This window comes from Bifidobacterium miconis, from assembly GCF_019331735.1.
Lineage (GTDB): Bacteria > Actinomycetota > Actinomycetes > Actinomycetales > Bifidobacteriaceae > Bifidobacterium > Bifidobacterium miconis.
In genome coordinates, this window is the sequence record NZ_JAHBBH010000017.1 from 42,130 (window position 1) to 68,210 (window position 26,081).

Below are 26,081 nucleotides of genomic sequence, written 5' to 3' on the forward strand. Positions count from 1 at the left end.
TGGGTGATCTGTGGTTGATGATTGACGGTGGTGATGATTGGTGGATGGCGATGATTGATGGCTGGTGGAAGGGCCGTCGATGAGATTGACGGTCGGATGATCGGATGACTGTTCGTCGCGGCCGTGCCATGTCGCGTCGCCGCCGACGATGCTCGACAGTGCGCCGCGATATATGCCTCGTATGACTGACATACGCGCACTTTTGTGCATACGTTTGCGTCATGATTATTATTGTGATGGTTGCCTTTTGAGCGTTGATTACATACTGCAATGCAATCGTTGGCAATCATATGCCACATCTCTCTATGTGGACAGATCAGTACAGATCAGCAGATGCAGTCCGCATCGAACCGACGGATATCCCCGACGACCCGGCCGTAGTTCAGGTCAGCCCGCCGGATGCATCCCCCCGTACTGCGACGCATCGCAGACGCGCGGCGTTTCCGACGCCGCATCGGCGTCCCGGTTCGTCCTCTCGACGCCAGACACCGCTCCGTACTCCGCACCGGACCGGGCGGACGATGCCGGCCGGAACGACGACGAGCCCGAGACGACGCGCGATTGAGGCCGCAACGGCACGGTAATCGGCCGCATACGACCCGTGGTATTGCTCGGAAAGAAGCTGGGGGGCGGCGGAACCGGAGCGGACGCGACGCCGGTGTCAGACAGGGGCTTAAGCGGCACCGTCTCCTCGACCTGTTCCTCGGCTTCGTCCGACAGCGACACGACCGCGGACGGCGTGGCCATCGGCGGCGACATCCGGGAAGAGGAATCGGGGACGCGCTGGGACACCGCCGCGCGTTCGGCGGTGACGAGATCGGCCGGATCCACCGGCATGGTGGGAATCGAGTCGGACGAGCGTTCGGTGTCGGCCGGCTCGGGCGAAGCGTCCTTATCGGGAATCCGTTCGCCGACGAAATGCATCGACAGCGCCGGATCATCGTCGGGAAAGTCCGCGAGCTGGATCATGGCAGTCGGCAGCATGCCGTCGGATTCGGGACAGTCACCCTGATAACGGCGCACATCCGACATGCCGACTCCCTCACATCGCTACTCGTTACAACTCCACCGAGCGTATCGCACGAGGCGTGGGCACGGCCGCAATATGCGGCCATATACGCAACTCCCCCACTATAACGTTACGTTTGCCGCGAGTTGCCGTCATTGGCGGCACGCATTCACCACCCGCACCGGCGGGTTTCCCCACCGAGTCAATCCCACCGTCCGCAGTCAGTCCCACCGGCGGCCCACCGACAGTCAACATCACGTCCGCGCCGCACACGCATGCGCAATCGGCATCACGTCCAATCGCCCCAAACGACACGCCGTATGCACCACCAAAACGAACATGACTCATGTTCTCTTTTGTAATCAGCGAACATTGTCCAAACATCACAATCTATATATCATGAACGCCAACGACATCGTTCGCGCTCCAAATAAAGCGCACATTCCAACGGTTTTCCGCACATGAGATCAGTGGTAGCGTAAATCATGTCGGCAGCAACGACAACAAATAATCAAACACGACGAACGATTCACATGTTAGTAATAACACGTTCATGTTCGCTTCAGCCCACATTCATCATGCTTGCAAAAGGACCAATCATGGCACAGGACAAGACCATTATCGTCAAGACCACACTGTTCGGAGAAGACCCGGCCACCAAGACCGCCGAAGCCAACAAGGTCGCCAAGAGCTTCGGTATCAGCGACAAGGCGCTGGCCGCCGTCGAGGACTTCAAGCAGGCGCTCACCGACCACAACGCCTGGGATCTGCCGTTCATGGGCTACGTGAACGAGGACGGCTACGGTTACGCCTATGTGCCGGATCAGGCCATCGCCGCGCCGAACTGGGATGCGCACAAGGCATTCAAGAGCCTGCCGGAGGACGTGCAGGTCGCGTTCGCCATCCGCATGCTCTTCACCCACCGCGACGTGGACCGCTACGGCGCCAACATGTTCCTGCACTACGAACACGGCTTCACCGTCCGCTTCGAGGGCCCCGGCTCCAACAACTACTGATTCGACCGAGCCGCCAAACAACATCATCAGGCACGGTCGGCAAGCCCGCAGGCGACGCCGTCAGTCGCGACACGCCGGACGCACGCACATACAAGGCATACGCTTGCCGACACCGCACCCGCCCGGCAAGCATCATCACACCGCGGCAACAATCGCGACACGCCGAAGGCACCGCCTTTCGGCACGTCGCGCGGCCATCGTTGCGGAAATCTCAAAATCGTTGGAAATACTGGGAAGATCGTAGGACAACACGTCTCGGCATCTTCCCTCACGAGTTCGAATCTCGTATCCTCCACCACACTCCGATTTGGCATATCCGGAAAACATGCTAATATCTATTGATTGTGTGCTGATGCATTCGCGCGGAGGTAACACGAATGGAGGATTCGCCTAGTGGTCTATGGCGCACGCTTGGAAAGCGTGTTGGTGTAACAGCCTCACGAGTTCGAATCTCGTATCCTCCGCCATCAGGGTTTTCAGAGAGATCTGAAAACCCTTTTTTTCATGCCAAAAACGGCGGAATTTCAATGATCTTGGCTTGTTTTCGGGCTCTTCGCATTTTGGTGTGTAGGGGTGGTGGTTAGAGGTGGGTTTGGATGGCGTGTTTGAATCCGCCGGTGTGGAGTAGGCTTCTGGTGATGTAGTTGTCGAGGTTGCGGAAGCCGAGGGCGATGCCTCTGAGGGTTTCGAGTCGGCCGTTGATGGCCTCGGTGGGCCCGTTCGCCCCGTGGGGGTGGTCGAAGAACGCGAGGATGTCGCTCATGCGTCGTTTGAGGGTGCGGCCGAGCGTGGCGAGTTCGGGGCATCCCGGCGCCGCGCCTTTGACGGCGAGGGATTCGATGAGTTCGGCCATCATGCCCCGGCCTTTCCTGCGGTCTTCCCGCGCGTAGCAGTCGATGATCTTCTGGTAGGCGCCGTGCGCGAGGGCGAGCGGCTGGTTGGCGGGGTCGGCGAGCAGCAGGTCGACCCGGGCTTGTTGCCTGTCGGTTCTCAGGCCGGCGGTTTTCAATAGGATTCTCCTGCCCTTGTAGAGCGGGTCCGTTCCGGTGCCGCGTCGTCCCGTGGCTTCGCGTTTGAGCATGCAGCGCATGGCGGTGGGCTTGTAGCCGGCGAGTTTGACGATGTGGAACGGGTCGAGGATCTCCACGGCGTGGGGCACCTGGCGCGCGGCGGCTTTCTTGTATCCGGCGAACGCGTCCATCGCGATTTCCTTGACTTGGTCGCGGAATGATTGCGGGCGTTGCTCCAACCATCGGGAGAACGCCTTCTCGCTTCTGCCCGCGACCATGTCGAGCAGGCGGGCCGGCCGGCCCTCCCTCCTGTGTGTCTGTTCAATAGGAAGTGGGCCGGTTGAGCGTGTGGAATGTTTCCGTTTGAGCGGCAGGTTTTAGTCCACTTCAGCGTGTGGTGAGAAGCGAACACCGGCCCGTCCTGCCTGGACTAGTTTCCCGAGTTGAAAGCAAACCGTTCGGTTTCTCGGGAAAGGAAAGGAATGACGGTACCGGTGTCCGTACAACAACGTATCAGGGTGCTTGACGCGCGTGGCGCGTCATGGAGAAGCATCGCGAAAGAGGTGGGCGTGGCTCGTGACACGGTCGCGAAATACGCCCGGGAGGAGGATTGCTCGCCCGAGCCGGAGCATCCCGTCTCGAGACCGTCGAAGCTCGACCCGTTCAAGGCGACGGTGGACGAATGGTTGGAGGCGGACCGGTTCATGCCGCGCAAGCAGCGGCATACCGCCCAACGCGTGTACGACCGGCTGGTCGCGGAGAGGGGCTATCAGGGTTCGTACTCTCCGTTGCAACGCTATGTGAAGCATTGGCGCGAGGAGCACCGGCTGGCGGAGGACGGGTTTGTGGAGATCGAATGCCGTCCGGGCGAGGCTCAGGTCGATTTCGGTTTGTCTCAGGCCGTGATCGGCGGGGACCGTGTCGACGTGCATTGCCTGGTCGTCACGTTCCCGTATTCGAACATGCGCTATTGCGTGGCCCTGCCCGGCGAGAACGCGGAATGCGTGTGTGCTGGTTTGCGCATGGTGTTCGAGCACGCGGGCGCGGTCCCGCTGACGCTGGTGCTCGATAATGCCACCGGCGCGGGCCACAGGGTCGCGTGGGACCGGGTCAGCGTTGTCAAGGTGTTCGAGTTGTTCATAGCGCATTACCGGTTGGAGACGCGGTTCTGCAACCCGAATTCGGGCAATGAGAAGGGCAGCGTGGAGAACGCGGTCGGGTTCCTGCGCCGCAACATCATGGTGCCCTTGTTGACCGCGGAGTCGTACGCGCAGTTGACCCGGTACATGCTGGAGCGGTGCGACGCGATGGCCAGGACGGCGCATTACCGCAAGGGCAGGCCGATCGGGGAACTGTTCGCCGAGGAGAAGACGGATATGCAGCCCTTGCCCGCCAAACCCTACGACGCGGTTCGTTGGGAGGTCCGGAAGGCCGACAGGGACGGGCGCGTGCAGGTCGACGGCAACTATTACCTCGCCGGCCCCTCGTGGCGTGGCTGGACGTTGGACGTGGGACTGCGCGCGTTCGACCGCGGCGATCCGTACCCAGGACGGGCGCACCTGCGCGAGCCTGCCGCGCGTGTACGGGGACTCGCCCGCCACGATCCGCAACCCCGCCACGCTCCTGCCCGCACTGGGACGCAAGACCCGCGCGTGGGACGATTCCACCATCCGCAGTGATTTTCCCGACAAGCTCCGTCTCGCGATCGACCACATGGACGCCGGGGAGAGACGGAACGCGTTCCGTCTCATTTCCAGGACCAGCGACGCGTGCGGGTTCGAATCGGCCGTCAAGGCCGGCGAGCATCTGATCGAACGGGGACACCCGCTCGACGAGGCCAGCCTGGCCACCATGGCCCGGCGCATCGCCGCCGGCGAGAAGCCGTACGAGCAGACCGCGCCAGATCTGACCGGATACGACGTGTTCATGAAACCACGCGAGACGCGCAAAAGGAAGGAGGCGTAAGCCATGACGTCGCATCGGCCGCCCATCGTCATGCCCGACACGAAACGCCGCCGCGCGTCCACCGGCGAGAAGATCGAAACGATCATGAACCTCGCACGCCGACTGCCCCTGACCCGCCAGATCCTCGCCGACCAGCTCGCCCAGGCCACGCCAAGCCAGATGGAGTTCATGGAGGAATGGATGAGGGCCGAACTCGACTCCCGGGAACGATCCAAACGCTCCCGACTCCTCAAACAGGCCGGATTCCCTGCTGATAAGGAACTCGACGGGTACGACTGGACCCCGATACGCTTCCCGGTCGACTACGGCAGGCAACAGATCGAAAGCCTCGACTTCATCGACCGGCACGAGGACCTCGTCCTGTTCGGGCCTCCCGGCACCGGCAAGACCCACCTCGCCATCGCGCTCGGCAGGAACGCGTGCCGCAAGAGCATACCAGTGCGCTACTATACGGCCGCGAGCCTGGTCATGCGACTCCTCCGGTCCCAAGCCGACGACCGGCTCGACAGGGAACTCACGCTGATCGGCCGGACACCGCTGCTCATCATCGACGAACTCGGCTACGTGCCCATCGACGAGGAAGGCAGCCGGCTCCTGTTCCAGGTCGTCACCAACGCATACGAGACCCAGAGCATCATCTACACCACCAACATCGAGTTCAGTGGATGGGGCAGGATCTTCGGCGACCCCAACATGGCCGCCGCGATCATCGACCGCACCGTCCACCACGGCAGGATGATCAGATTCGAGGGCGAATCCTGGCGCAAAACCCACGCCCTCATGCAATAAACCACAACAACCAGCGACAGGACCGGCCAACGCTCAAACGGCCTAAAACCAACCGCTCAAACGGACCAAAAGAAACGCCAAAACGGCCCACCCCAACTTGACAAAACACACTCCTGGGAGTGAGGTCCACGATGACGGTCACGTACCGGCTGCCCGTGCGGGGGTGCCGCCATCCGTGCTCGTCCACGCCGTCCGATGCCACGCCGTCCAGCCGGCGCGGATCGGCGACCAGCACGTCCATGCCTTTCTCCAATACGGCCCGGTTCAACGCACCCCACGAGCAGTGCAGGTCACGGGCGCATGCGAGCACGCTCTTCGATTTGAGCACGACCTCGGCGGCGGCCCACCACCCCGCCGCGTCCGTCAACCGTCGTCCCTCGTCGGCTATGCGGGTCAGGTCGTCCGTCCACGAGCACGCGCACGCCACGCACTCATAGCGTCTGACCCGCACCATCAAATGCACGGCGTGCCGGCCGACGGGAGTATGCGCGAACCGGCGCCGCCACGAGGAACGAAAGCGGCCCATGGAAACGCAATGACGGCATCATGGCGCGGTCTCGTCCGCCGGCTGGGAGCCGCGCAGCCACACGCCCGCCCGCGAGCCCGACGCCACTGGCCTCTGAGAGACGGGATTCAACCCCAACCTGTCCAAGCCAAGCAAGACCCGACCATCGAACGAGCTAGACTCAATACCAAGGCGCGCGGTTTCATTCACTTTCTCAATCACACACCGAATCAAACCGCACGGCCCTTACACACCAAAATGCGAAGAGCCGTAATCCTCAACATAAACAAGGATCTTGGTCTTCTGGAACAGATCCCATATCATGGTTACCTGTTCATCCGTAGGTGGGAAAAGTCTCATGCATCACCTTGCCGAAAATATCGTAGTTGCGGTATTCGTTCAGTTTCTCTTGGGAAATCCCATTGACACCAAAATTGAACCGAGAAGCCACACTGCCCCGTACCTCACCTTACTTTCCGCGACCCTCCGGCACATCTAGGCAATCTTCAGTATGAGCATTCCACCTGACAAGCCCGAATCCGGATGTATCAACCTCACGGCCCCGACCACAGGACCAACGAAGCCCCGGCCTAATGGCTGGGGCTTCGTCTATGTATCGCGGCGTTTCCACCGTCTTGTCTACCAAGTTATCATATTTGCATGGACAACGCTGAACATGAAACGACGCAGCGGACGGTCGAGGAAGAGGTCTGCCGACTACTAGGCACTGCCAGACTCGCTGCTTTCCAGCCCAAGGATCAGGATGCAGCTAAAACACTGGAGGCATACCGCTGGCAGCTGAGGCTTGAGCAAGCTCTGCTCAAGCCCATCAGCATCACCGAGGTGCTCCTACGCAACGCATTGGACGAATCAATTCGGCAGTGGTGGCAGCATCAAGGCCTTCCCGGAGATTGGCTGGACGACAATCCCGATCAGGACGTGCCCGAACCGCTATGCTCTTTCCTGCGGGCCAAAAGTTGGAGAGGCCGCGCTGCCACGAATCTCAAAGCCCATAAGAGTCGCGAACAAATCAATCATGATGATGTCATCGCCCATATGATGCTCGGCACGTGGCGCAACATGATCGGCAACCCCGCCAGCATCAGTCGCACTCCCCCCACGGATAGCGAGAAAAGACAATCATGGAACAGTATGCGAGAAGCCGACGAGCATTGCGCCGCACTGTGGGCCGAGATCCTTCATAACGCATTCCCAAACATGCCCTCCAAACGTCAACGTAATGGCATGTCCTCACGCGGCTACATTGGTTCCAAGCTAACGGTCATGGCATCTTTAAGGAACCGCGTCTGCCACTGGGACAGCCTGATCCGCGTCAATGTTCAGGCCCGGTATGAAGACATGATGAACATCACCCGATCCATCAGCACGTCAGGCGCTCAATGGATGCAGGACAACACCGATGAGGAGCTATCCAACGTGTTGGAAGCCCGGCCGGATTGGCTGTAGACTGGTATCAGCAACGCCGTTACGATACGTTTGGAATCGTTATGAACATGGTAACGGAGGGGGTAAAGCGAAGATACGAGATCCGCAAACCACAATCAGCAGTAAGCCTGAGCTGTATTGGAGGTTGGAGTTCTCGTAGCCTCCGCCATCAGGGTTTTCGGAGCGATCCGAAAACCCTTTTTTGTTGCCGAAAACAGTCCCGGAGTGCAGGCTTCGGTTCCTGAGGAACGTTGGAAGTGTCCGTTTTCTGCTAGGACATGAGGATACTGGACGCAAGCGGACGCGCGTGGGGGCGGAAGCGTCCGCTTGCGGATATGGCGGAGGCCATTCCTGAGGAAAGCGGACGCCTATGGGGCACTGGATCGCTGCTGGATCGCGGCCGGGACTTGCCCGGGACGGTAGTTGTCGCGACTATCATGACTACCAGCGCACGGAGATGCGTTCGTTGACGTGCGCCTCGGACGGCGTCGCAACGGCTTCGTCGATGATGGCGATGGCGTAGTCGGCGTAGCTGATCTCGCTCTTACCGGTTGTTCCGTTCGTGGTGAATTCCTCGCCGGCGAGCGCGTATTCGCCCGTTCGCGGGCCGTCCGCCTGGAAGTCGGCGGCCGGGGAGACGTATGTCCACTTGACGTCAGCGCGCTCACGCAATTCGGAGAGGGCCGCGCCCATCGCATTGGCGAGGGGCAGGAACGACTCCGGGAAGGTGTCGGCCTGGCTCAGCTGCAGCGTATGGTCCGGGTCAAGGTACAGGCTGCCGGCACCGCCGACGACGATCAGGCGTGTGTCTGTGCCGGAGAGGATGTCTGCGAGGTGCTTGAGCGAGGTGGAATGCTGCGGCAGGGCGTCCGGCGTCCACGCGCCGAAGACGTCGACGCCGAGGTCGAATCCCGCGAGGGCGGCGTCAGGCAGGTCGAACAGGTCCTTGGTCCGCGTGTGCGGGGCGACGGTCCTGTTCTCGCCGCGCCCGACGGCGGTGCGGTCGAGGCCGCGGTCGACGGCCTCCTTGGTGATGAGACGGCCGGCCTTGCCGTTGGCGGCGACGACTGCGATGCGCTTGGTCATGGTGTGCTCCTTATCGATGCTGTTTTCCGTTGTTGTTCATCGGCGGTCCGTACTGTCCGCCGTTGAGACAGTACAATATTGGAGTACTCCCCATAATGGAAGAAGGTACTTTAAAGTGCTATAGTTACTAAAAAGGAAGTATTGGATGATTCCAACGATTTCAGGAGACCGATTCATGGTTGATATCAACACGCTCCCGGTGTGTCCCGTGGAAACGACGCTCACGCTGATCTCCGACAAATGGAAGATCCTCATCCTGCGCGACCTGTTGCCCGGCACCAAGCGGTTCAGTGAGCTGCGTCGCTCGATCGGGCGCATCTCGCAGAAGGTGCTCACCGCGAACCTGCGGCAGATGGAGGCCGACGGGCTGGTGCACCGTGAGGTCTACCCGGAGGTCCCGCCACGCGTCGAATACTCGCTGACCGACACCGGCCGCAGCCTCAAAACCGTCATCGACGCCCTATGGGACTGGGGCGAAGACTACAAGGCCAAGCTCGCGGCCTAACTTGCTGCTGCACCGTATCCGTCTCTGAGCCGGTGACAAATGAGAGAAGCTTGTTGCTTCGGTATTCATCGTCTAGTCTCTCTGCGTTACATTGAGGCGTCGTCGCAAGGCTCGGGCACCGGTGCATGAGATGCATGAGATGCCCGTAATGTCGGCCTTGAGAAGATGTGTCGCGTACTTCATCTAACGAAAATGCGGGCGTCGTAAGGGTGCCGTAAGAACGCGAAAGGCCGCCGCGTTTCGCACATCACGGCAATGACGAACTCGAAGTCGAGCAGCGCATTGACTTGCCCGTCTCATGGTCCGATGATGGTGGCGTGAACATCATGGTGAAACGCATCTACGACGAGCCGGAATCCGGTGACGGCTACCGGGTGCTGGTGGACAGGCTGTGGCCGCGCGGCATGAGCAAGGAGCGCGCCGCCCTCGATCTGTGGATGAAGGACATCGCGCCGTCGCCCGGATTGCGCAAGTGGTTCGGCCATGATCCGGCGCGCTTTGATGAGTTCGACGAACAATACCGGGCGGAACTGGACGCCAGCGCAGAGGTCGTCGGCGCGCTGCGCGACATCATCATGGCCCGCGGGGCTGTTACGCTCCTGTATGCTGCAACGGACCCGCTGCTTGACAATGCCGTCGTCCGGCGCGACTGCATGATCAACGTCGTCGGCCGCACCGGCGCATAACCATCCGGCCGCTCGGCGGCGGCATGCGGAACCTGTACCGGACACGACACTTGTCGTATGGTGTGGCGATCGCAGTCATCGGGCAGTTGGCAGGACGGTTCGTCGCGCATCGTTCGCGGTCGCGACTGCCGCGTTGTATCCTGGTGAGTCATGGAGGCAGCGGAACAGTCGAGAATCATCAATGTCGTTGGCGCGGCGATCGTACGCGACGGGACGGTGCTGTGCGCGCAGCGAGGTCCGGGCAAGTCGCTTGCCGGATATTGGGAGTTCCCGGGCGGCAAAATCGAGCCGCATGAGACCGCACGGCAGGCGTTGCACCGCGAGATCGAAGAGGAGCTGTTGTGCGAAATCGATGTGGCCGACGAAGTGTGCACCAGCGAATACGCGTATGACTTCGGCACGGTGCGATTGACGACGTTCATCTGCCATCTCATCTCCGGCACGCCTCGGCTCACCGAACATACGGATATCCGATGGTTGGAACCGGACGAGATGCCGGGATTGGATTGGGCGCCGGTCGATAGGGAAGCGGTTGGCATTATCGCGAAGAAACGGCAGTTGCTGGTGCGCTAAATGGTTGGTCGGAGTTGATGTGTTGGGTGTGTCATCCCCCTCAGTCAGCTTTGCTGACAGCTCCTCCTTCAGGGGGAGCAGAGCATTAAGCCTTCACACCAGATCGAAACAATACTGTCCCGGGCAACTCATCGAAGAGCCAACGGGCGCAGCGCAAGATTTCATAGTCAGGAGCGGAATATCATGGCAGACACAGTCCAGAACGTCCCAAACGCGAACCGGCAATCCCGCCTTCCGCTCGCACAACAGACACCGTACGATGACGCGACGTATTCGGTCCTCGAAAGCGCCATCGCCGGACTCATCGAACCACGCGAAAACGCCGACGACGACTATAAGCCGACGTTGATCTCCAATCGTCCCGGTGGCCTGACCATGCACGACCAGATCAGCGACGCGCTCGCGAACAGCGAATCCTTCGACATCTCCGTCGCGTTCGTTTCGACCGGTGCGATCCTGAGCCTGTTCGAAGACTTCCGCAGCCATCATGCCAACGCCGCGGCCGGTTCCAGTTCCACAGCCGGCAATGCGTCCGTCGCTTCCGCATCACAGACCAGCCGTCTGATCACCTCCACCAAGAACCACTTCAACGATCCACAGACCTTCTGGGAGCTGCTGCATCTACAGCAAACCTCTGGCGTGGACGTGCGCGTGTGGGAAGGCGTCGATGACGGTTCCTCCGCAGTATCGCAAGGCCAAGGTCAACCATTCCATCCCAAAGGCTATGTTTTCTCCCGTCGCATGCACAACGGCACCCCGTATTACGAACTGTTCGTCGGCAGCTCGAATCTCACCGGTGCCGCGTTGAACACGCAGCGTGAGTGGAACCTGAAGGTGTCGTCCCTCGCCAACGGCGAACTGGTCCGACAGATCCATGAGGAAATCGACTCTCAGGTGGCCGATTCGGTGCCGCTCACCAAAGAGTGGATCAAACAATATGAGGAGGACTTCAAGAAGTATGCGCCGCCGCGCCGCAATATCCTGAAATCCCTTGAGGACCGCGATATCCAACCAAACGCCATGCAGCGCGAGGCTTTGGCGAATCTGAAACGACTGCGCGAGCAGGGCGAGCATCGCGCGATCATCGTGTCTGCCACAGGCACCGGCAAAACCTATCTGTCCGCGTTCGACGTGCGCGCATACCGGCCGAAACGCATGCTGTACATCGCCCAGCAGCAGATGATTCTCAAGGCGGCGATGAAGTCCTACCAGAAGGTGCTCGACTGCGACGAATCGGAACTGGGACTCTACTCGGGCACCAGCAAACAGCAGGATCGCAGGTACGTGTTCGCCACCGTGCAGACCATGCGGCAGCCGGAAGTGCTGGCGCAGTTCGCATCCGACGAATTCGATTACATACTGGTCGACGAGGTCCATCATGCCGGCGCCGCAGGTTATCAGCGCGTCATCGACCACTTCGCAGACGCCGATTTCATGCTCGGCATGACCGCCACCCCGGAACGCACCGACGGCATCAACATCTTCGAGCTGTTCGGCCACAACATCGCCTATGAAATCCGTCTGCAGAAGGCGCTGGACGAGAACATGCTCTGCCCGTTCCACTACTACGGCGTTGCGGAATACCTCGGGTCTGACGACGATCCGAATCAGACCGTGCATCGTCTTGACGTCGCGCACGGTCTCGATGCGGAACAGTCCGCGCAGCTCACATACGAGATCGGCCAACTCGCCACCGAACAGCGCGTGCGCTACATCATCGACAAACTACGGGAATACGGCCAGTTCAATCTGCCCGTCACCGGACTGGTGTTCTGCAGCCGGCAGGACGAGGCGCACGAACTGTCGCGTCTGTTCAACCGGCAGTTCAACCAACAGGCGGAACGCAGCTATCGTACTGCTGCCGTGACCAGTACGGATGCCGACGGCAAGCCGGTGTCGCAGGAACAGCGTGACGAGTACGTGCGACGGCTGACGGATGGCGAACTCGACTATCTGTTCACCGTCGATCTGTTCAACGAGGGCGTCGATATTCCCGCGGTCAACCAGATCGTGATGCTGCGCAGCACTGAGTCGAGCATCGTCTTCACGCAACAGCTGGGCCGCGGACTGCGTAAGTTTCCGCACAAGGACAGCGTCGTCGTCATCGATTTCATCGGCAATTACGCCAATAATTATCTGATTCCCGTCGCCCTGTACGGCAACACCGGCGATCGCGATCGTGCGCGACGCAACCTGCAACGCAAGTCGATCGGCCTGTCGTCGATCAGTTTTGATCCGATCGCCAAAGAACGCGTATTGAAGTCGCTGGATACGGCCGACTGGTCCGAGATGAAGAAACTGTCCGAACAGTACCGTCAGGTGCGCTACGAGCTCGGGCGGATCCCGATGCTCATGGACATCTACGAGTATGATCCCTCATTGCCATACACGCTGGCCGCAAAACGCAACAATTATCTTGACTTCGTGCGCTCGCGTGAGAACAGTCTCGGCGGAGGCAAGCGTAAGGAGCGGTCGTTCGCGGATCAGCTGGAGCCGGTGAGCGACGTCGAGGATGCGATCCTCAAGATGGCAACGGAACTGCTGTTGCCAGGAATTCGACCGCACGAACTGGTGATTCTCGAACGCCTGTGCCGGTTTGCGGACGAACGGCCGGGCGACGATGCTTCGGCGGCCGGTGCGGCGTGGGCACCGCCATTTGCATCGCTGAGCCGCAGTTCGCTGATCGAGGATATTCGATCCGAGTTCCCGCAGACCGATCTGTCCGATACTCAATTCGACTCCGCGATCAGCGTGCTTGATTATTCGTACTTCACTACGCCGAACCGCAAACGTTTCGGCGAGCAGCCGCTTGTCGAAACGGTCGGCACCGGTGTCGGCGCCGACGTTGACGCGGACGCGGACAACGATGAACCGTCGTATCGACTCAGCGATGCGTTCGTTGCGCTGCTTTCGTCGAATCGCACGTTCCGCATATTCTTTGCGGACACGCTGCGCACCGGTCTTGCCAACTGTCACGACCTGTTCCGAGAGGCACAAACGAACCAGCGCACGTTCGACCGCGCGTTTCTGTACGAACGCAAGTATTCGATGGCGGACGTCATGCGCCTGTGCGGGTGGAAGAAGGAGAACACACCGCAGAACGTGGGCGGGTATCTGCTGGACAAGGGCACCAACACGATGCCCATTTTCGTGAAGTACGCGGCCAGCCAATACGAGGACGAATTCCTGAATGCGCAGGAGATGAAATACTTCAGCAAGAACGGCCGCACGCCGGATTCACCAGAATTCCAGTGGGTACGTGACGGACTTGGCGCCGGTTTGGGACCAGACGACTGGCAGCGCACGCACTTCGTGCCGCTGTTCGTCATGCGCAAAGCGGAGGAGGCCGACGGCAAGTACTACTACGTCGGTCATGTCGCGGCGTTCGACCATCCGACACCCACCACCAAGCCGAACGCAGCCGGCGACGGCACGGTCAAGGTGACGTTGTCCACGTTGCGTCTGGCAAAGCCGCTCGATCCGGAGCTTTACCGCCATCTGACCAGCTGACCGGCAGATCGGTTCCGCGCTCCCCATGTCCGAGCCTAGGAATCATTCCGCGAATGACACGACAGGCAGCATCGCGACACGCCGCGGGCACAGCAACGGAAACGGTACGGCGGCGACCACGTCGGAACGTGCATACAGCAGTACGCGCAGGGGTCGATTTGCGTAATACGCGATTACGTGTATTGTTGTGCAAGTTGCCCGGCGGGCAACGCATCATCGCCCCGATAGCTCAGTGGTAGAGCACTTCCTTGGTAAGGAAGAGGTCGTGAGTCCAATTCTCACTCGGGGCTCTCTTTTTTCCTCTTCATCGCTTGATCCCCGTATCCCCCTAGCGTTCTTCCCCTTCTCTCCCCTGCGCAGGAAGATTCGTCCGACGGAACGGGCCGACGTCGGCAAGGGGCGCAGGCAACGTGGAGACACGCCGGCGCAACGACCGCCAATGCCGGTATTTTGGCAGGTTTCAGCTCCCCCCATTTCCGTCAGACACGGCCGAAAGTTGCGTTGGCGACAGAATGGTGTATATTAGTCACTCGTTGCGCAAGCGACGTCTAACCACGCCCCTGTAGCTCAGTTGGTTAGAGCAGCTGACTCTTAATCAGCGTGTCCAGGGTTCGAATCCCTGCGGGGGCACGGGTAAGGCCGGAATCGAAAGGTTCCGGCCTTTTTCGTTTTGCGACCCCGACGGGTGGCGGATTTTCGGGTGGCGGATTCGCTCGCTGGCGGGTCCCGCAGCGAGCGAAAACCGCCACGCAGTATCCCGAGTGGCAGAGAACGCTCACTGAGAACGGTCTCAGCGAGCGGAAACCGCCACGCAACGCACTCCATCGCTCACCATCGTCCACTGGTCGCCCACTGTCGCCCGCGTCTTGGCCGCGTCTTGGCCGCGCTGCGGTACCGAATTGTCCGGTTATTACGATTGACGGCAGACAGCCGACGTACAGACTCAACGGAGAAGGAGACCAGACAATGACAACACTGTCCAACAAGCCCAACGACCTCAACAACCCCAACGAACCCAACAAGCCCAACGCCACCATCGGCACCGGCAACGGCACGAACACCAACAACCACACCCACGCGAGCGCCGCCCAACTGCACGCGGCGGTCTACGGCCAGGCGGTCGGCGACGCGCTCGGCGTGCCGTACGAGTTTTCGCCGCGCGATACGTTCACCTGCACCAATATGACCGGCTACGGTTCGCACCATCAGCCGGCCGGCACGTGGTCGGACGACACGGCCATGATGCTCGCCACGCTCGATTCGCTGGCCGACCACGAAGGCCGCGTGGACACGGCGGACATGCTCGCCAAGTACCGCGCATGGATCACGCACGGCGAATACACGCCGGACGGCACCGTGTTCGACGTGGGCGGCACCACCAGTCGCGCACTGGCGAGCGGCCGCGGAGGCACACGCGAGCGCGACAACGGCAACGGCTCGCTGATGCGCATCCTGCCGCTGGCGTTCACCGATTGTTCCGATGATGACGTTCGCCGCGCGAGCGCCGTCACGCACGCGCACGAGATCAGCACCGAAGCGTGCGTGCGTTTTGTTCACGTCGCCCGTCTGCTGATTCAGCATGGCCGCGATTGTTCCGACGCGGCACTGTGCCGCGTGGCCGGCCTGCCGAACGATCTGTCCGACCGTTCGCGCGATGAGATTCCGTCCGGCGGGTTCGTGCTCGACACGCTGCAGGCGGCGATGTGGTGCCTGCTCACGACGGACGACTACCGCGGTTGCGTGCTGGCCGCCGTGAATCTGGGCAGCGATACGGATACGACCGCCGCCGTCGCGGGCGGCTTGGCCGGACTCATGTACGGCGATGACGGCAATCCGTGGGAGCATGAGATGCGCAACACCGCGCTGTTGGAGTCGCTGATCGCGAAAGCGGCCGACAGCCTGCCCACGCTGCGTTCGCGTTCATGATGCGTGGGCGGACCGACGATGGCCCGGCCCCCGCAGGCGCGCAACGTTGCCGCCGTGTCGGCCTCGGACGGACGCCGATGCGCCCGTTCCGCACATAAGGATGCTGGTGGATCAGCGTTCGATGCCGTATTCGGCGAACATGTAGGCGTCGTACTGGCGATCGCTGGCGTACTGCGGCTCGGCGTGGTGCATGTCGTAATGGTTGCTGTTGGTGTTCATGATCGTTCCTTTGCTCAACTTCCATCCATGTCATGTTCCGGTGTACTGCGCCCGTGTTTCCGGATGATGTGCGCCCGGCCAAGTGCAGATGAACTCGTTCCGGCATGAAGATGAACAGTCCGGCCGAAGTCGTTTGCCGGATCCGAATCGCCCGCCGCGCCGCGATTCGGGCCGGAAACCGTCCGACAACCCAGAAAGCCCGGCTGATGGGGCCGGGCTTTCAGAGGAAGAAAGGAGAGAGAAGAAGAAAGGTTTTAGTTGTCGCGGCCTTTCGGCTGCTGATTGATATATAACCACCCGTTTCCTAGCGTACGGTCGGGGATTCCTGAAAATATTCTGAGAATCCTCGACCGCATGTCCTCGGCCGTATGCAGCGAACGATGTCCGACAACCGGCCGGGAGAGGAAGGAACGACGGTTCGGCGTCCGTCACCGCACGGCGAAGATGCGCGCGGACGGACGACTGTCGTCGGATACGATCAGTCGGACCGTCTGTTCGTCAACGCGTTCGACGGACCACGGCCGTGCCTGCGGAGCGTGGCCGAACGCGGACGGCGCGGGGAAGATCTGCTTGACCGTGCGGCCTGCCGGCACGTTCAGATCGACGTACGGCAGCCCGTCGCGGCGCCAGACCGTCACGTACGCAACGTCGGCGGACGCATCAGCTGACGCATCGGCTCCATCGACCGGGCGCAGTCCGGCGGTGAGCCAGTCGCCGGTGAAGTCGGGCAGACCGGCCGGCCACCACGGCACGAGCCGCTCCTGTTCGACGAGCACGCGACGGTGTAGCGCGATCGCGTCGCGCACGAGCGCAAGCCTCGTATCGTTCATGCGGTTGATGAATCCGGACAGGTACAGGCGGCCGAGCACGCCGCTCGCCAACGTGAGCACGGCCGTCTCGTCGTCCATCTCCTGCTGCGCGTACCCCCAGTTGCCCTGCTGCTCCGGCAGGATCGTGAGTCCCGCGCCAGCGGCGATGGCTGCATAGATCAGAGGATCGCACTGGTCGGACGTCGACTGCAGGTCCAGCCGCGACAGCTGCGCGCAATCCGCCCGCATCGCGCCCGAACCGCAGTTTTCGATCATCACGTCCGGATGCCTGCGGCGCACGTCGTCCAGCCAGTCCAGATACGCGCGGCAGTGGTCGAGCAGGCCGCCGCCGACTGATTCGGCGTCATGGTCCGTGCCCGTGCCGGGAATCGTGTTGTAGTCGAACTTGAAGAACTCCACGCCGAACTCATCGACGAGCCGGTCGACGGTGCGCGAGACGTGTTCTCTCGCGGCCGGGGAACGGAAGTCAAGCAGGTAACGGCCCGAATCGCACACGCGCACGCCGTGACGGGTGAAGAACGCGTCGTCGGGCAGGCTCGCGGCGAGCGGCGACTTGACGCCGATCACCTCGGGCTCGAGCCACAGGCCGAGCCCCATGCCGTGCTCGCGAATCACACGTGCCACACCGGCCAAGCCTGCCTTGCCAAAGCGGTTCGTGGACGGCTCCCATTCGCCGACCATATCCCACCAGCCGCCGTCGGTGCTGTCGTACCAGCCCGCGTCGATGCAGAACACGTCGGCGCCGGCCTTCGCCGCGCCTTCGATCAGCGGCAGTTCCTTGTCGAGCCGCGGGTCGCCGAACAGCGTATTCATGTAATCGTTGTATACGACCAATCCCTGCGAACGTTCGAACTGAGGCAAACGTCCCAGTTCGGCGGCCTTCGCACGACGCAACGCGCGACGCTGCAGCGTCATCTCCCCCACCGCGTGCTGCCAGTCTCCGGCCGCAACCGCAAACAGCACGGGCACGCTGGTGAAATCGTTGCCCTTGCCCAGCGACGTGAACCACTGGTGATCCTGATACTCCGGGCCGAATGCGGTCACGTGCAGGCCGGGATCGTTCTCGCCGACTTCCCACTCCCAAGCACCGTTGTGCTCGATCTGCCACATCACGGAGAACACCGGCGATCCGGAAGCGCGACCGGCCGTTGAAGCTGCGTCGGCGGAACCGTCCGCGAGCGCTTCGACGATGCCCGCCGGCTGATGCGAGCCCGTCGACCATGTCGAAGCCGAACTCAGCGCGAATCGCGAGCTCGATTCGCCGGGATTGATGCGCTGATTGCGTTCGCGTACGGCCGTGTCTCGCAATGGGGCGCAATGCCAGTCGTTTTCGACCGCCCACGCGTTGTCGCCCCAGTAGAGGCGCGACGAGTCCACGGTTGCGCCGTTCGCGTCCAACGGCAGCGTGAGGCTCAGCGACGACACCGCCTCGACCGGCAACGGCTTCGGCGAACGCAGCACCGTATAGGCGCGTACGGCGGACAGGCCGGGGAACGCCTCGAACACGGAGACGACGGTCAGGCCGTCGGTCAGGCCGTCGGCGGGAGCCGGAGTGTCGGCGCAATCGCCGCAATCGTGAGCATTGACAGCGTAGTCATTGCCAGCGCGGCCATTGCTCGTCGCATTCGCGGAGCCGGAACCAGAGCCGGAGACGGCCGGGTCGGCAGCTTCGGCGAGCCGGCGCGCGGCGGCCGGATCGGCGCTGTCCAGCGGGCGCCCTGCGGGACGAAGCTGGTCGTACGGCGCGAACTGGGTGATTTCCAATCGGTACGGCTCGGTGCCGCCGACCGGCGCGCCGTCGTCGACGGACGCCGGGCCGGTCGCCCGTGCCCCGGCGAAGCGCAGCTTCGAGCCCGCGACGGTGGTCACCAGCGTGAGACGATTGTCGTTCGAGCCGGTGCCGGACGCGAGCACTTCCACGATCGGCCGGGGGTCGCGCTGCGCAGTCCAACCGCCGGCATGCGGTCCGGCCACGGCCATGCCGCGTCCGGACAGTCCGACCAGACTCACCGGATGGTCGGCGCCGGCGTCGAACACCATCGTCACCACGCCGTTGCCCCACGTGAATCGGCCATCGGCGTCCGGCGTCAACCGTCGTGCCTCCGCCGCGCCGCTCCCATGCGCATCCAAACCCTTATCGCTCATCGCAGTATCTCCTTGCCGTGCCGTCACAACACCGTTGATTGAACCGATTCATCGATCGACCGCTCATCAGCTTAGGCCGGTCAAGCCAGCGAACCGGCGAATCATCCAGCACTCAGACGTGAGCCCGCGCACACCGACGCGCACACCGCGCGCCCGTACCACGCACGTCACGCGCGTTCGCCGCTGCCGCGCGCGACGACGGCATGGGACACGGTCACCGTGCGCGGCTCATCCGGAGCGGTCCCGTCAACGCGTTCCAAAAGCAGTCCGAGACAGTCACGGGCCATTTCCGCCGGATCGATGCGCACGCTGGACAGTCCCGGCGTCATGAACCTGCCGTCGGCGACCGCGTCGAATCCCATTACCATCACATCCTGTGGCACGCGCACACCGGCGTCGGTGAGCGCTTTGAGCACGCCTATCGCGATCGGATCGCACACGCAGCATACCGCGTCGAATCCGAGCGTTGCCAGCGCGTCGCAACCATCCTGCCAACCGCGTTCCGCCAGCAGTCCGCACATCGCGGCATATCCGGCCTCACGGTTCCAGTTGCACGGCAGCACCACATCATGCAGATCGTCGTCGGCCATCCCAAGTTCGCGCAACGCGCGCGCGGCGCCGAGCAGTCGCAGCTTGCTCGAGTTGGGCGGCACGTCGTCGGCCAGCAGATCGGCGGACGAGCCGATCACGGCGATCCGCCGCGCGCCGTGCCCGGCCAGGTGACGCACGCCTTCGGCGGCGCCGTCGATGCAGGGCGTGAACACGCCGTCGATCCGCCCCTCCAATTCGAACGCGTCGAGCATCACGAGCGGATGCCTGCGCGAGAATCCGACGAAGTCGGCGGCCGCATTGCGCGGCCAGCATACGATCGCGCCGTCGCAGATCTGCATGGATGCGCTCGACAGCATGGCCTGCTCGTAGTCCGACGAGAAGCGCGTCTGCTGCGCGACGATCTGGTAGCCGCGCCGGCCCGCTTGGTCGGACAGTTCCGCGGCGAATTTCGCGGGGAAGATCAGGTCGAAGTCGCTCAGGGAAACGCTGATGACGTGCGTGCGGCCCGAGCTGAGCTGCTGCGCGGCGACGTTCGGCCGATAGCCGAGCCGTTCCGCCGCGTCGAGCACGCGCCGCGCGGTTTCCGGCCTTACGATCGCCTTGCGCCGCAGCGCGTTCGACGCGGTCATGCGCGACACCCCCGCGAGCGCCGCAACGTCGTCAAGCGTGACCATCATGCCTCCTTCGTCGTCGAAGGCTTCATTGTATCCCGGCCGGGCCCGAGTCGGCCCGACCGGTCCTGCAACACCCCGGATGCAATCGGTCAGATCAGCCCCTGCAGTCCGTGGTCGCGGCCATTGCGCGCGAACGCCGGGACGACGTCGAGCGGCGCGTCGACGGTGATCGTCTGCCCGCCGGCAAACGTCTCGCCGGTGTGCAGGTTCGTCCACGTCGTCGGCTCGCCGTCCGCACCGTCGGCCGCATCGGACGCATCGGCCGCGCCCGGCAGATACACGCTGCGCGAGCGCGCGCCGAGCTCGGTGACGGGCGCGACGAGGATGTCCGGGCCGAACAGGTACTCGTCGGCGACGTTCGCGGCCGCCTCCTCGCCGGGGAACTCGTAGAACAGGCCGCGCACGAGCGGCTGGCCGGATTCGTGCGCTTCGGCGAACAGTTCGCGAGTGTACGGGCGCATGGCCTCGCGCAGGTTGATGTACTTGACCATGATGCGCTCGACGTCCTCGCCGTACGTCCACGGCTCGTTGTCCGCGCCGGTGGTGATGTGGTCGATCGGGTTGCCCTTGCGGTCGAACGTGGGTTTGCCGGGCACGCGCGTGGCGGGCATGCGGTCGCCGTGGTTGCGCATGACGGCGCTGAACGCGGAGAACTGGCACCAGCGCACGTACAGTTCGCGGAAGTCCTCGCTGCTCGGGTCGCCGCCCGCGAAGCCGCCCATGTCGGTGGTGAACCACGGGATGCCGGCGGCGCCCATGTGGATCGCGCAGGTGATCTGGGCCTTCAAGTCGTCGAACGTGGAGTGCACGTCGCCGCTCCACACGAGCGAGCCGTAGCGCTGCGAGCCGGCCCATGCGGCGCGCGTGAGGTTGACGATGTCGTCCTTGCGGCCGATCGAGAGCTGGCCGTCGTAGAACGTCTGGTTGTACTTCTGCGGGTAGATGTTGCCGATCTTACCGACCGGGCCGATGTGGAACAGGTAGTGCGCGTAGTCGTAGTCGCCGCCCCATTCGGGTTCGGCCTCGTCGAGCCAGAACGCGTCGACGCCGAGATCGGTGTAGTTCTTCTTGGCGAGCGCCCACACGAAGGCGCGCGTGTCGGGGTTGGTGGCGTCGAGGAACTGGTTGTCGCGCGGCCACCACATGCCCACGTCCTTGCCCTGACGGGTTTTGGCGAGCAGGTTACGTCGGCGCATTTCGTCGTAGTTTTCGGATTCGAGGTCGATCTGCGGCCAGACGGACACCATGAGCTTGATGCCCATCTTGTGCAGTTCGTCGGCCATGGCCTTCGGGTCGGGCCAGAATTCCTCGTCGAAGCGGAAGTCGCCCATGAGCGGCCAGTGGAAGAAGTCGATGACGATCAGGTCGATCGGAATGTTGCGGCGCTTGAATTCGCGCGCGGTTTCGAGCAGCTGCTCCTGGTTCCAGTAACGCAGCTTGCACTGCCAGAAGCCGAGTCCCCATTCGGGCATGACGGGCGCGTGACCGGTCGCGTCCGCGTACTGCGCTTCGATCTGCGCCGGGGTGTCGCCGGCGGTGATCCAGTAGTCGATCTGGTCGGCGACGCCGGCGCGCCATTCGGTGCGGTTCTCGCCGAACGTGACCTGGCCGACGGCCGGATTGTGCCACAGGAAGCCGTAGCCGCGGCTGGAGACCATGAACGGCACGCTGACCTGCGAGTTGCGGTGCGCGAGTTCGAGTGTGGATCCCTTGAGATCAAGCACGGGCTGCTGGTATTCGCCCATGCCGTAGATGTGTTCGCCGGCGTACGCCTCGAACGTGGCGACGGGCGATTCGGCGCCGCTTTCGAGCGGATGGTGGGCGCGGGCGCGCAGTCGGAGCGCGCCGCCGTCATCGGTTTCGCGCAGGAGCGTCGCGCCGGTGGCCGCGTTGAGGAAGGAAAGGCGCAGCTGGTCGTGCTGCCAGCCGGTCAGTTCGAGCTTGACGGCGATGTTGCCGTTGACGATGGCCGCCGCGAGTTCGCCGATGACGATCTGCGGCTTGGCCGCGTCGGCCGGCGGCGCGAGGAGCGCCCAGTCGGCGTCGATGACGCGCTGCATGAGGCGGGAGCGTACGCGCACGCTGTTGGCGCCCCACGCGTCGATGCGCACGTATTCGCCGTCGCCGTTCCATTCGAGGGCGGTGCCGTCGGCCGCGACGTGGAAGGCCTGTTCGGCGATGCTGCCGGTTGCGCGAGATGCGCTGGAGGTTTCGACGCTGACGCTGCCGGAGGCGTCGCCCGCGGCTCCGGCGAGCTGCGCCGCGAACGCGTGCTGCTCGTCCGCGGAAAGGGTTGATGGTGTCGAGAAGGTCATGTCCGCTCCTTGCGTGAATGCGAACGAATCGCTCGGCGCGAAGGCGGCAACCGCACCGCATCCGCGTCTTGCATCCGTTCCGTACAGTCATACCACTGTGTTGTAGCGCTATAATTATAGCGCTACAATCAACCGACACGCCATCCTTATAGATAATGGCCAGACGCTATCTTTACCGCACTTTACCGCCCGAAGACAGCCCGCTCGCACCGGCTCCGGGTAAATGCCCAGGCAATCCGCCTCAGCTACCAGCGTGACTTTGCGGCCAGCACATTCCCCCAACTGGCTTTGATGTCACGCGTAGAAGCCTCCCCGCGGGACATCAGTGCCAGTACAACCGCCCAACTGTCCGCAATGTCACGCCAGAAGGTTCTCCGGCGTGACATTGCGGACAGCAAGGCGAGGGAACCATCGCCAAGGTCACGCGATCATGCCGATACGACATCGGAAATCAGCCGAACGCGGCGATCAGGCGATCACGCTCGGCGGCGGTGATCGGCATCACCGTGCCATGGCGGGGCTTGCCGCCGTCCGGGCCGACCGGCAGGCCTTCGCGCAGCTTGCCGCTGACCGGCACCCAGCCGTCCGGATCGCCGAGATCCTGCGTCGCGAAGCCGATGTAGTGGTTCGGCCCGTCGTGATAGCTCGGCTGGTCGATGAACAGGAACCAGCGGTAGCCGTTCACGTCATCCGGGTTCGCCGGGAAGATGCACGGGCCCTCGCCATGCGTGAACAGCTTGGGCGAACCGTCCTCCGCCTTCTCGCCGTTCGGCAGGCCGACGCCGACGTTCTCGCGCACCAGCTCCCAGCCGCCGTCCGACGCTCCGTCGTCGGCCTTGCCGTCGCCCGCAGGATCGCCGTCGTCCAACGCGGACAGCGAGTCGAACGAGCTGAACATCTCCCCCGGCAGCAGGCCGCGCACCTTGCCGAGCAGATCGTGCGAGCGCTCCTCGCGGACCGTCATCGTGCGCTCGTCCTTGACGAAGCGGTACCACCAGTCGCCGTCGCGCGCGACGGTCGCGTCGATCAGGCCGCGTCCGTCGTGGCCGTTGCCGCGGCGTACGTCCATCCACACCTGCGGTTCGCTGAACGTGCGGAAGTCCTTGGTCGTCGCGATCATCATGCGGCCATAGGTCAGCTGGTCACGCAGTGTCAGGTCGTTCGCGGCGGCGCCGTCGTACAGATTCGACGACCAGTACACCGCGTACGCGCCGATGTTGTCGTCCCAGTACGCTTCGGGAGCCCACGAATTGCCGGCCTCGGGCGGCGAGACGAGCACATGCCGCTGGTCGCCCCAATGCACGAGATCGGTCGATTCCCAGATTTCGAGATAGCGCGAGCCGATACGCTGCGCGTCGCCGAAACCATCCTTGAGCGCCGCGACCTTGAGGTCGGTGGCGATGATGAAGAACCGGTCGCCCTCGTGCGAGCGCATGATGAACGGGTCGCGCAATCCGTGCGTGCCGGACGTCGACGCGAACAGCGGCTTGCCGCCGTTGAGCGCATGCCAGCTCAGCGCGTCGTTGCCGTTGGAGACGGCGAGGCTGATTTTCTCGCTGTCGCCGCGGTCTCCGGTGAAATACGCCCACACATAGGCTTCATACGGGTCACTCAACATACCACCAACCCTTCCGTTCACAGCATTGTTAACGCTAACGTACGTTGATGTACGCTAGCGTACCACCTTTCAGCCGATCGTGCCGTCCGCCGCGCGCAGACGATCATATTCGGCATGGGACAGGGACATGACGCCGCCGTGCTTGGTGTGCGGGGCCATATAGAAACCGTCGGAGCGCAGATAATCGAGACCCTTGTCGAGATCGGTCGTGACCATCGGGCGATAGCCGATGGACGGGATCACGTCCACATACAGGTATACGCGGTCGTCGGAGTGCGAGGCGAAGAACGCGGGGCCCTCCACGCCGCCGGGCGCGCCGTTCTCGGTCCAGTCCTTGCCGATCTCGTACTGGACGGGCGTCCACAGCACGCCCGGCTCCCACCAGCACGGCGCGTCGGTGCGATCGACCCAGATGCCCGGGTGCGGGCCGTTGTCCTTGGTCGCGCGGTAGGTGCGGATCGCGCCGTCCGGCAGTTCGCGCTGGAGCATGGTCGTGTCGATCGTGGCATGGCCGGCGTCGATGAACACGCCGCCGTATTCATACGTGTCGTTCGTGAAGTCGCTTGTCGCGCCCCACATGATGCGGTCGTAGGAATTCGGATCCGCATGTTCGGTGTCGGAGTCGGCGAACGTCTTGCTCGACCAGTACAGCACGAACGCGCCACGGCTGCCGTTGTGCTCGGCCTCGGAGCCTTCCGGATAATAGTCCGGCACCCACAGGGCCTCGGGCGCCCACGCCATGCCGAGCTGCGCATCGGTGCCGTCGGGGCGGCGCGCGACGTTGAGCTCGTGCGGCTCGCTCCAGTGCACCAGATCGTCGGAATGCCAGATGATGAGATTCGTGCTGCCATGATGCGACCACTCGGTCCAGTTCTGCTTCGACTGGTCCGCGTTCGGATCGAACACGCGCAGGTCGGTGGCGATGACGTACACGCGACCGGTTTCCGGATTGCGCGTCAGATACGGGTCGCGCACGCCGGTGGTGCCGAGCGGCGACGTGAGGATCGGCTTGCCGCCGTTGAGCGGATGCCAGACCTCCGGATTGTCGCCGTCGGACAGGTCAAGATAGTTGCGCCCCGCGTAGCCGTCCGGATCCTCGATGAAATGGACAAGCAGGTAGCCGTACGGGTCGGCCGGCGGCTGGGGTTGCGGGACGCGCTTGGTAGTAGCCATGATGCGTTGCTTCCTTTCGTTATATGTAACGATACAAATAGTATGGCAGATATAAAAACCGGGGATGGAACGCTTGGCGAGCAAGCGGGAAGGAGAAGGAGAAACCTCCTCGCCTCACGTTCCATCCCCGAAGGATTTGTGCGGCATCGCGCTTGGCACGATGCTGTGTTGTTGGCTCGCCTTGCGGCTCGCGACGCTTTCTGCGGTCGGCTTGTGGCAACCGGCGGCCGTAAGCACGGACTCGCTGCGCGAGAGGTGTTGTTTGGCTCGCTGTCGCTCGCGACGCTCCCTCAGTCACGCTTCGCGTGACAGCTCCCTCAGCCGAGGGAGCCGAGGCTGCCGCCAGCTTCATTCGTGACTACGGTCATGAAGCTACCGGCCTTGACACGCCTTGCGGGCCCCCTCGGCTAGGCCGAGCCGTGAAGAAAACGCCGGAGGCGTTTTTAGGCGAGGAGCGAGCGACAGCGAGCCAGCAAAACGCGGCCGTCAGGCCGTCCTTAATTGCTGAATGCTCCCGGCGAAGCCGGGT

Annotated in this window: 17 protein-coding genes, 3 tRNA genes and 1 pseudogene; 12 read left to right on the forward strand and 9 right to left on the reverse strand. The window is 62.8% G+C overall.

Features of this window, described 5'->3' with window-relative positions; all coding sequences use genetic code 11:
* Positions 1-387: 387 nt before the first annotated feature.
* Positions 388-1,032, reverse strand: a complete 645-nt coding sequence (locus KIH79_RS07310; RefSeq protein WP_219058811.1) for a hypothetical protein — start codon at positions 1,030-1,032, stop codon at positions 388-390.
* Between the two features lie 576 nt (positions 1,033-1,608).
* Between KIH79_RS07310 and KIH79_RS07315 the strand changes: the two genes are divergently transcribed.
* Positions 1,609-2,025 carry a glycerophosphodiester phosphodiesterase gene (locus KIH79_RS07315; RefSeq protein ID WP_219058799.1) on the forward strand — a complete coding sequence of 139 codons (417 nt, stop codon included), beginning with the start codon at positions 1,609-1,611 and terminating at the stop codon, positions 2,023-2,025.
* A gap of 379 nt (positions 2,026-2,404) precedes the next feature.
* Positions 2,405-2,492, forward strand: a tRNA-Ser gene (locus tag KIH79_RS07320).
* Between the two features lie 113 nt (positions 2,493-2,605).
* Here the strand turns inward: KIH79_RS07320 and KIH79_RS07325 are convergent.
* Positions 2,606-3,409 carry an ISL3 family transposase gene (locus tag KIH79_RS07325; RefSeq protein WP_274607627.1) on the reverse strand — a complete coding sequence of 268 codons (804 nt, stop codon included), beginning with the start codon at positions 3,407-3,409 and terminating at the stop codon, positions 2,606-2,608.
* Between the two features lie 108 nt (positions 3,410-3,517).
* Here KIH79_RS07325 and istA point away from each other — a divergent pair.
* Together istA and istB are read left to right on the forward strand one after the other, a co-directional pair.
* Positions 3,518-5,000: pseudogene (istA, locus tag KIH79_RS07330) on the forward strand (IS21 family transposase).
* A gap of 3 nt (positions 5,001-5,003) precedes the next feature.
* Positions 5,004-5,789, forward strand: a complete 786-nt coding sequence (gene istB / locus KIH79_RS07335) for an IS21-like element helper ATPase IstB (protein ID WP_219058813.1) — start codon at positions 5,004-5,006, stop codon at positions 5,787-5,789.
* Here the strand turns inward: istB and KIH79_RS13220 are convergent.
* Complete coding sequence (locus KIH79_RS13220) at positions 5,779-6,315, reverse strand: hypothetical protein (RefSeq protein WP_219058814.1); 537 nt, start codon at positions 6,313-6,315, stop codon at positions 5,779-5,781. The two genes, istB and KIH79_RS13220, sit on opposite strands and share 11 nt — an antisense overlap.
* A 639-nt stretch (positions 6,316-6,954) precedes the next feature.
* On the opposite strand from KIH79_RS13220, the gene KIH79_RS07345 reads away from it, so the two are divergent.
* A complete protein-coding gene (locus tag KIH79_RS07345; protein WP_219058795.1) occupies positions 6,955-7,761 on the forward strand; it encodes a hypothetical protein in 807 nt (268 codons plus the stop codon).
* Positions 7,762-8,181: 420 nt separating this feature from the next.
* On the opposite strand, the gene KIH79_RS07350 is transcribed toward KIH79_RS07345, so the two are convergent.
* On the reverse strand, positions 8,182-8,826 hold the full coding sequence (locus KIH79_RS07350) for an NAD(P)-dependent oxidoreductase (RefSeq protein ID WP_219058815.1): 645 nt from the start codon (positions 8,824-8,826) through the stop codon (positions 8,182-8,184).
* A gap of 145 nt (positions 8,827-8,971) precedes the next feature.
* Here KIH79_RS07350 and KIH79_RS07355 point away from each other — a divergent pair, with 145 nt between their 5' ends.
* The 7 genes from KIH79_RS07355 (at position 8,972) to KIH79_RS07385 (ending at position 16,026) form a co-directional block, all read left to right on the forward strand.
* Positions 8,972-9,331: a winged helix-turn-helix transcriptional regulator gene (locus tag KIH79_RS07355; RefSeq protein WP_219058793.1), complete on the forward strand. Its 360-nt coding sequence runs from the start codon at positions 8,972-8,974 to the stop codon at positions 9,329-9,331.
* 326 nt (positions 9,332-9,657) lie between these two features.
* Positions 9,658-10,017: a DUF488 domain-containing protein gene (locus tag KIH79_RS07360; protein WP_219058816.1), complete on the forward strand. Its 360-nt coding sequence runs from the start codon at positions 9,658-9,660 to the stop codon at positions 10,015-10,017.
* 150 nt (positions 10,018-10,167) lie between these two features.
* On the forward strand, positions 10,168-10,590 hold the full coding sequence (locus tag KIH79_RS07365; RefSeq protein WP_219058791.1) for a (deoxy)nucleoside triphosphate pyrophosphohydrolase: 423 nt from the start codon (positions 10,168-10,170) through the stop codon (positions 10,588-10,590).
* A gap of 183 nt (positions 10,591-10,773) precedes the next feature.
* Complete coding sequence (locus KIH79_RS07370) at positions 10,774-14,100, forward strand: DUF3427 domain-containing protein (protein ID WP_219058790.1); 3,327 nt, start codon at positions 10,774-10,776, stop codon at positions 14,098-14,100.
* 218 nt (positions 14,101-14,318) lie between these two features.
* Positions 14,319-14,390, forward strand: a tRNA-Thr gene (locus KIH79_RS07375).
* A gap of 266 nt (positions 14,391-14,656) precedes the next feature.
* Positions 14,657-14,730, forward strand: a tRNA-Lys gene (locus KIH79_RS07380).
* 336 nt (positions 14,731-15,066) lie between these two features.
* Positions 15,067-16,026 carry an ADP-ribosylglycohydrolase family protein gene (locus KIH79_RS07385; RefSeq protein WP_219058789.1) on the forward strand — a complete coding sequence of 320 codons (960 nt, stop codon included), beginning with the start codon at positions 15,067-15,069 and terminating at the stop codon, positions 16,024-16,026.
* A 647-nt stretch (positions 16,027-16,673) separates the two neighbouring features.
* Here the strand turns inward: KIH79_RS07385 and KIH79_RS07390 are convergent.
* From KIH79_RS07390 to KIH79_RS07410, 5 genes are all read right to left on the reverse strand, one after another.
* A complete protein-coding gene (locus KIH79_RS07390) occupies positions 16,674-19,115 on the reverse strand; it encodes a beta-L-arabinopyranosidase (protein WP_219058822.1) in 2,442 nt (813 codons plus the stop codon).
* A 272-nt stretch (positions 19,116-19,387) separates the two neighbouring features.
* Complete coding sequence (locus KIH79_RS07395) at positions 19,388-20,449, reverse strand: LacI family DNA-binding transcriptional regulator (protein ID WP_236023684.1); 1,062 nt, start codon at positions 20,447-20,449, stop codon at positions 19,388-19,390.
* A gap of 86 nt (positions 20,450-20,535) precedes the next feature.
* On the reverse strand, positions 20,536-22,761 hold the full coding sequence (locus KIH79_RS07400) for a glycoside hydrolase family 31 protein (protein ID WP_219058817.1): 2,226 nt from the start codon (positions 22,759-22,761) through the stop codon (positions 20,536-20,538).
* Between the two features lie 451 nt (positions 22,762-23,212).
* Complete coding sequence (locus tag KIH79_RS07405; protein ID WP_219058818.1) at positions 23,213-24,379, reverse strand: glycoside hydrolase family 43 protein; 1,167 nt, start codon at positions 24,377-24,379, stop codon at positions 23,213-23,215.
* A gap of 69 nt (positions 24,380-24,448) precedes the next feature.
* The gene (locus tag KIH79_RS07410; RefSeq protein ID WP_219058819.1) at positions 24,449-25,552 is read right to left on the reverse strand and encodes a glycoside hydrolase family 43 protein; all 1,104 of its coding nucleotides are present in this window, start codon (positions 25,550-25,552) and stop codon (positions 24,449-24,451) included.
* Positions 25,553-26,081 lie beyond the last annotated feature (529 nt).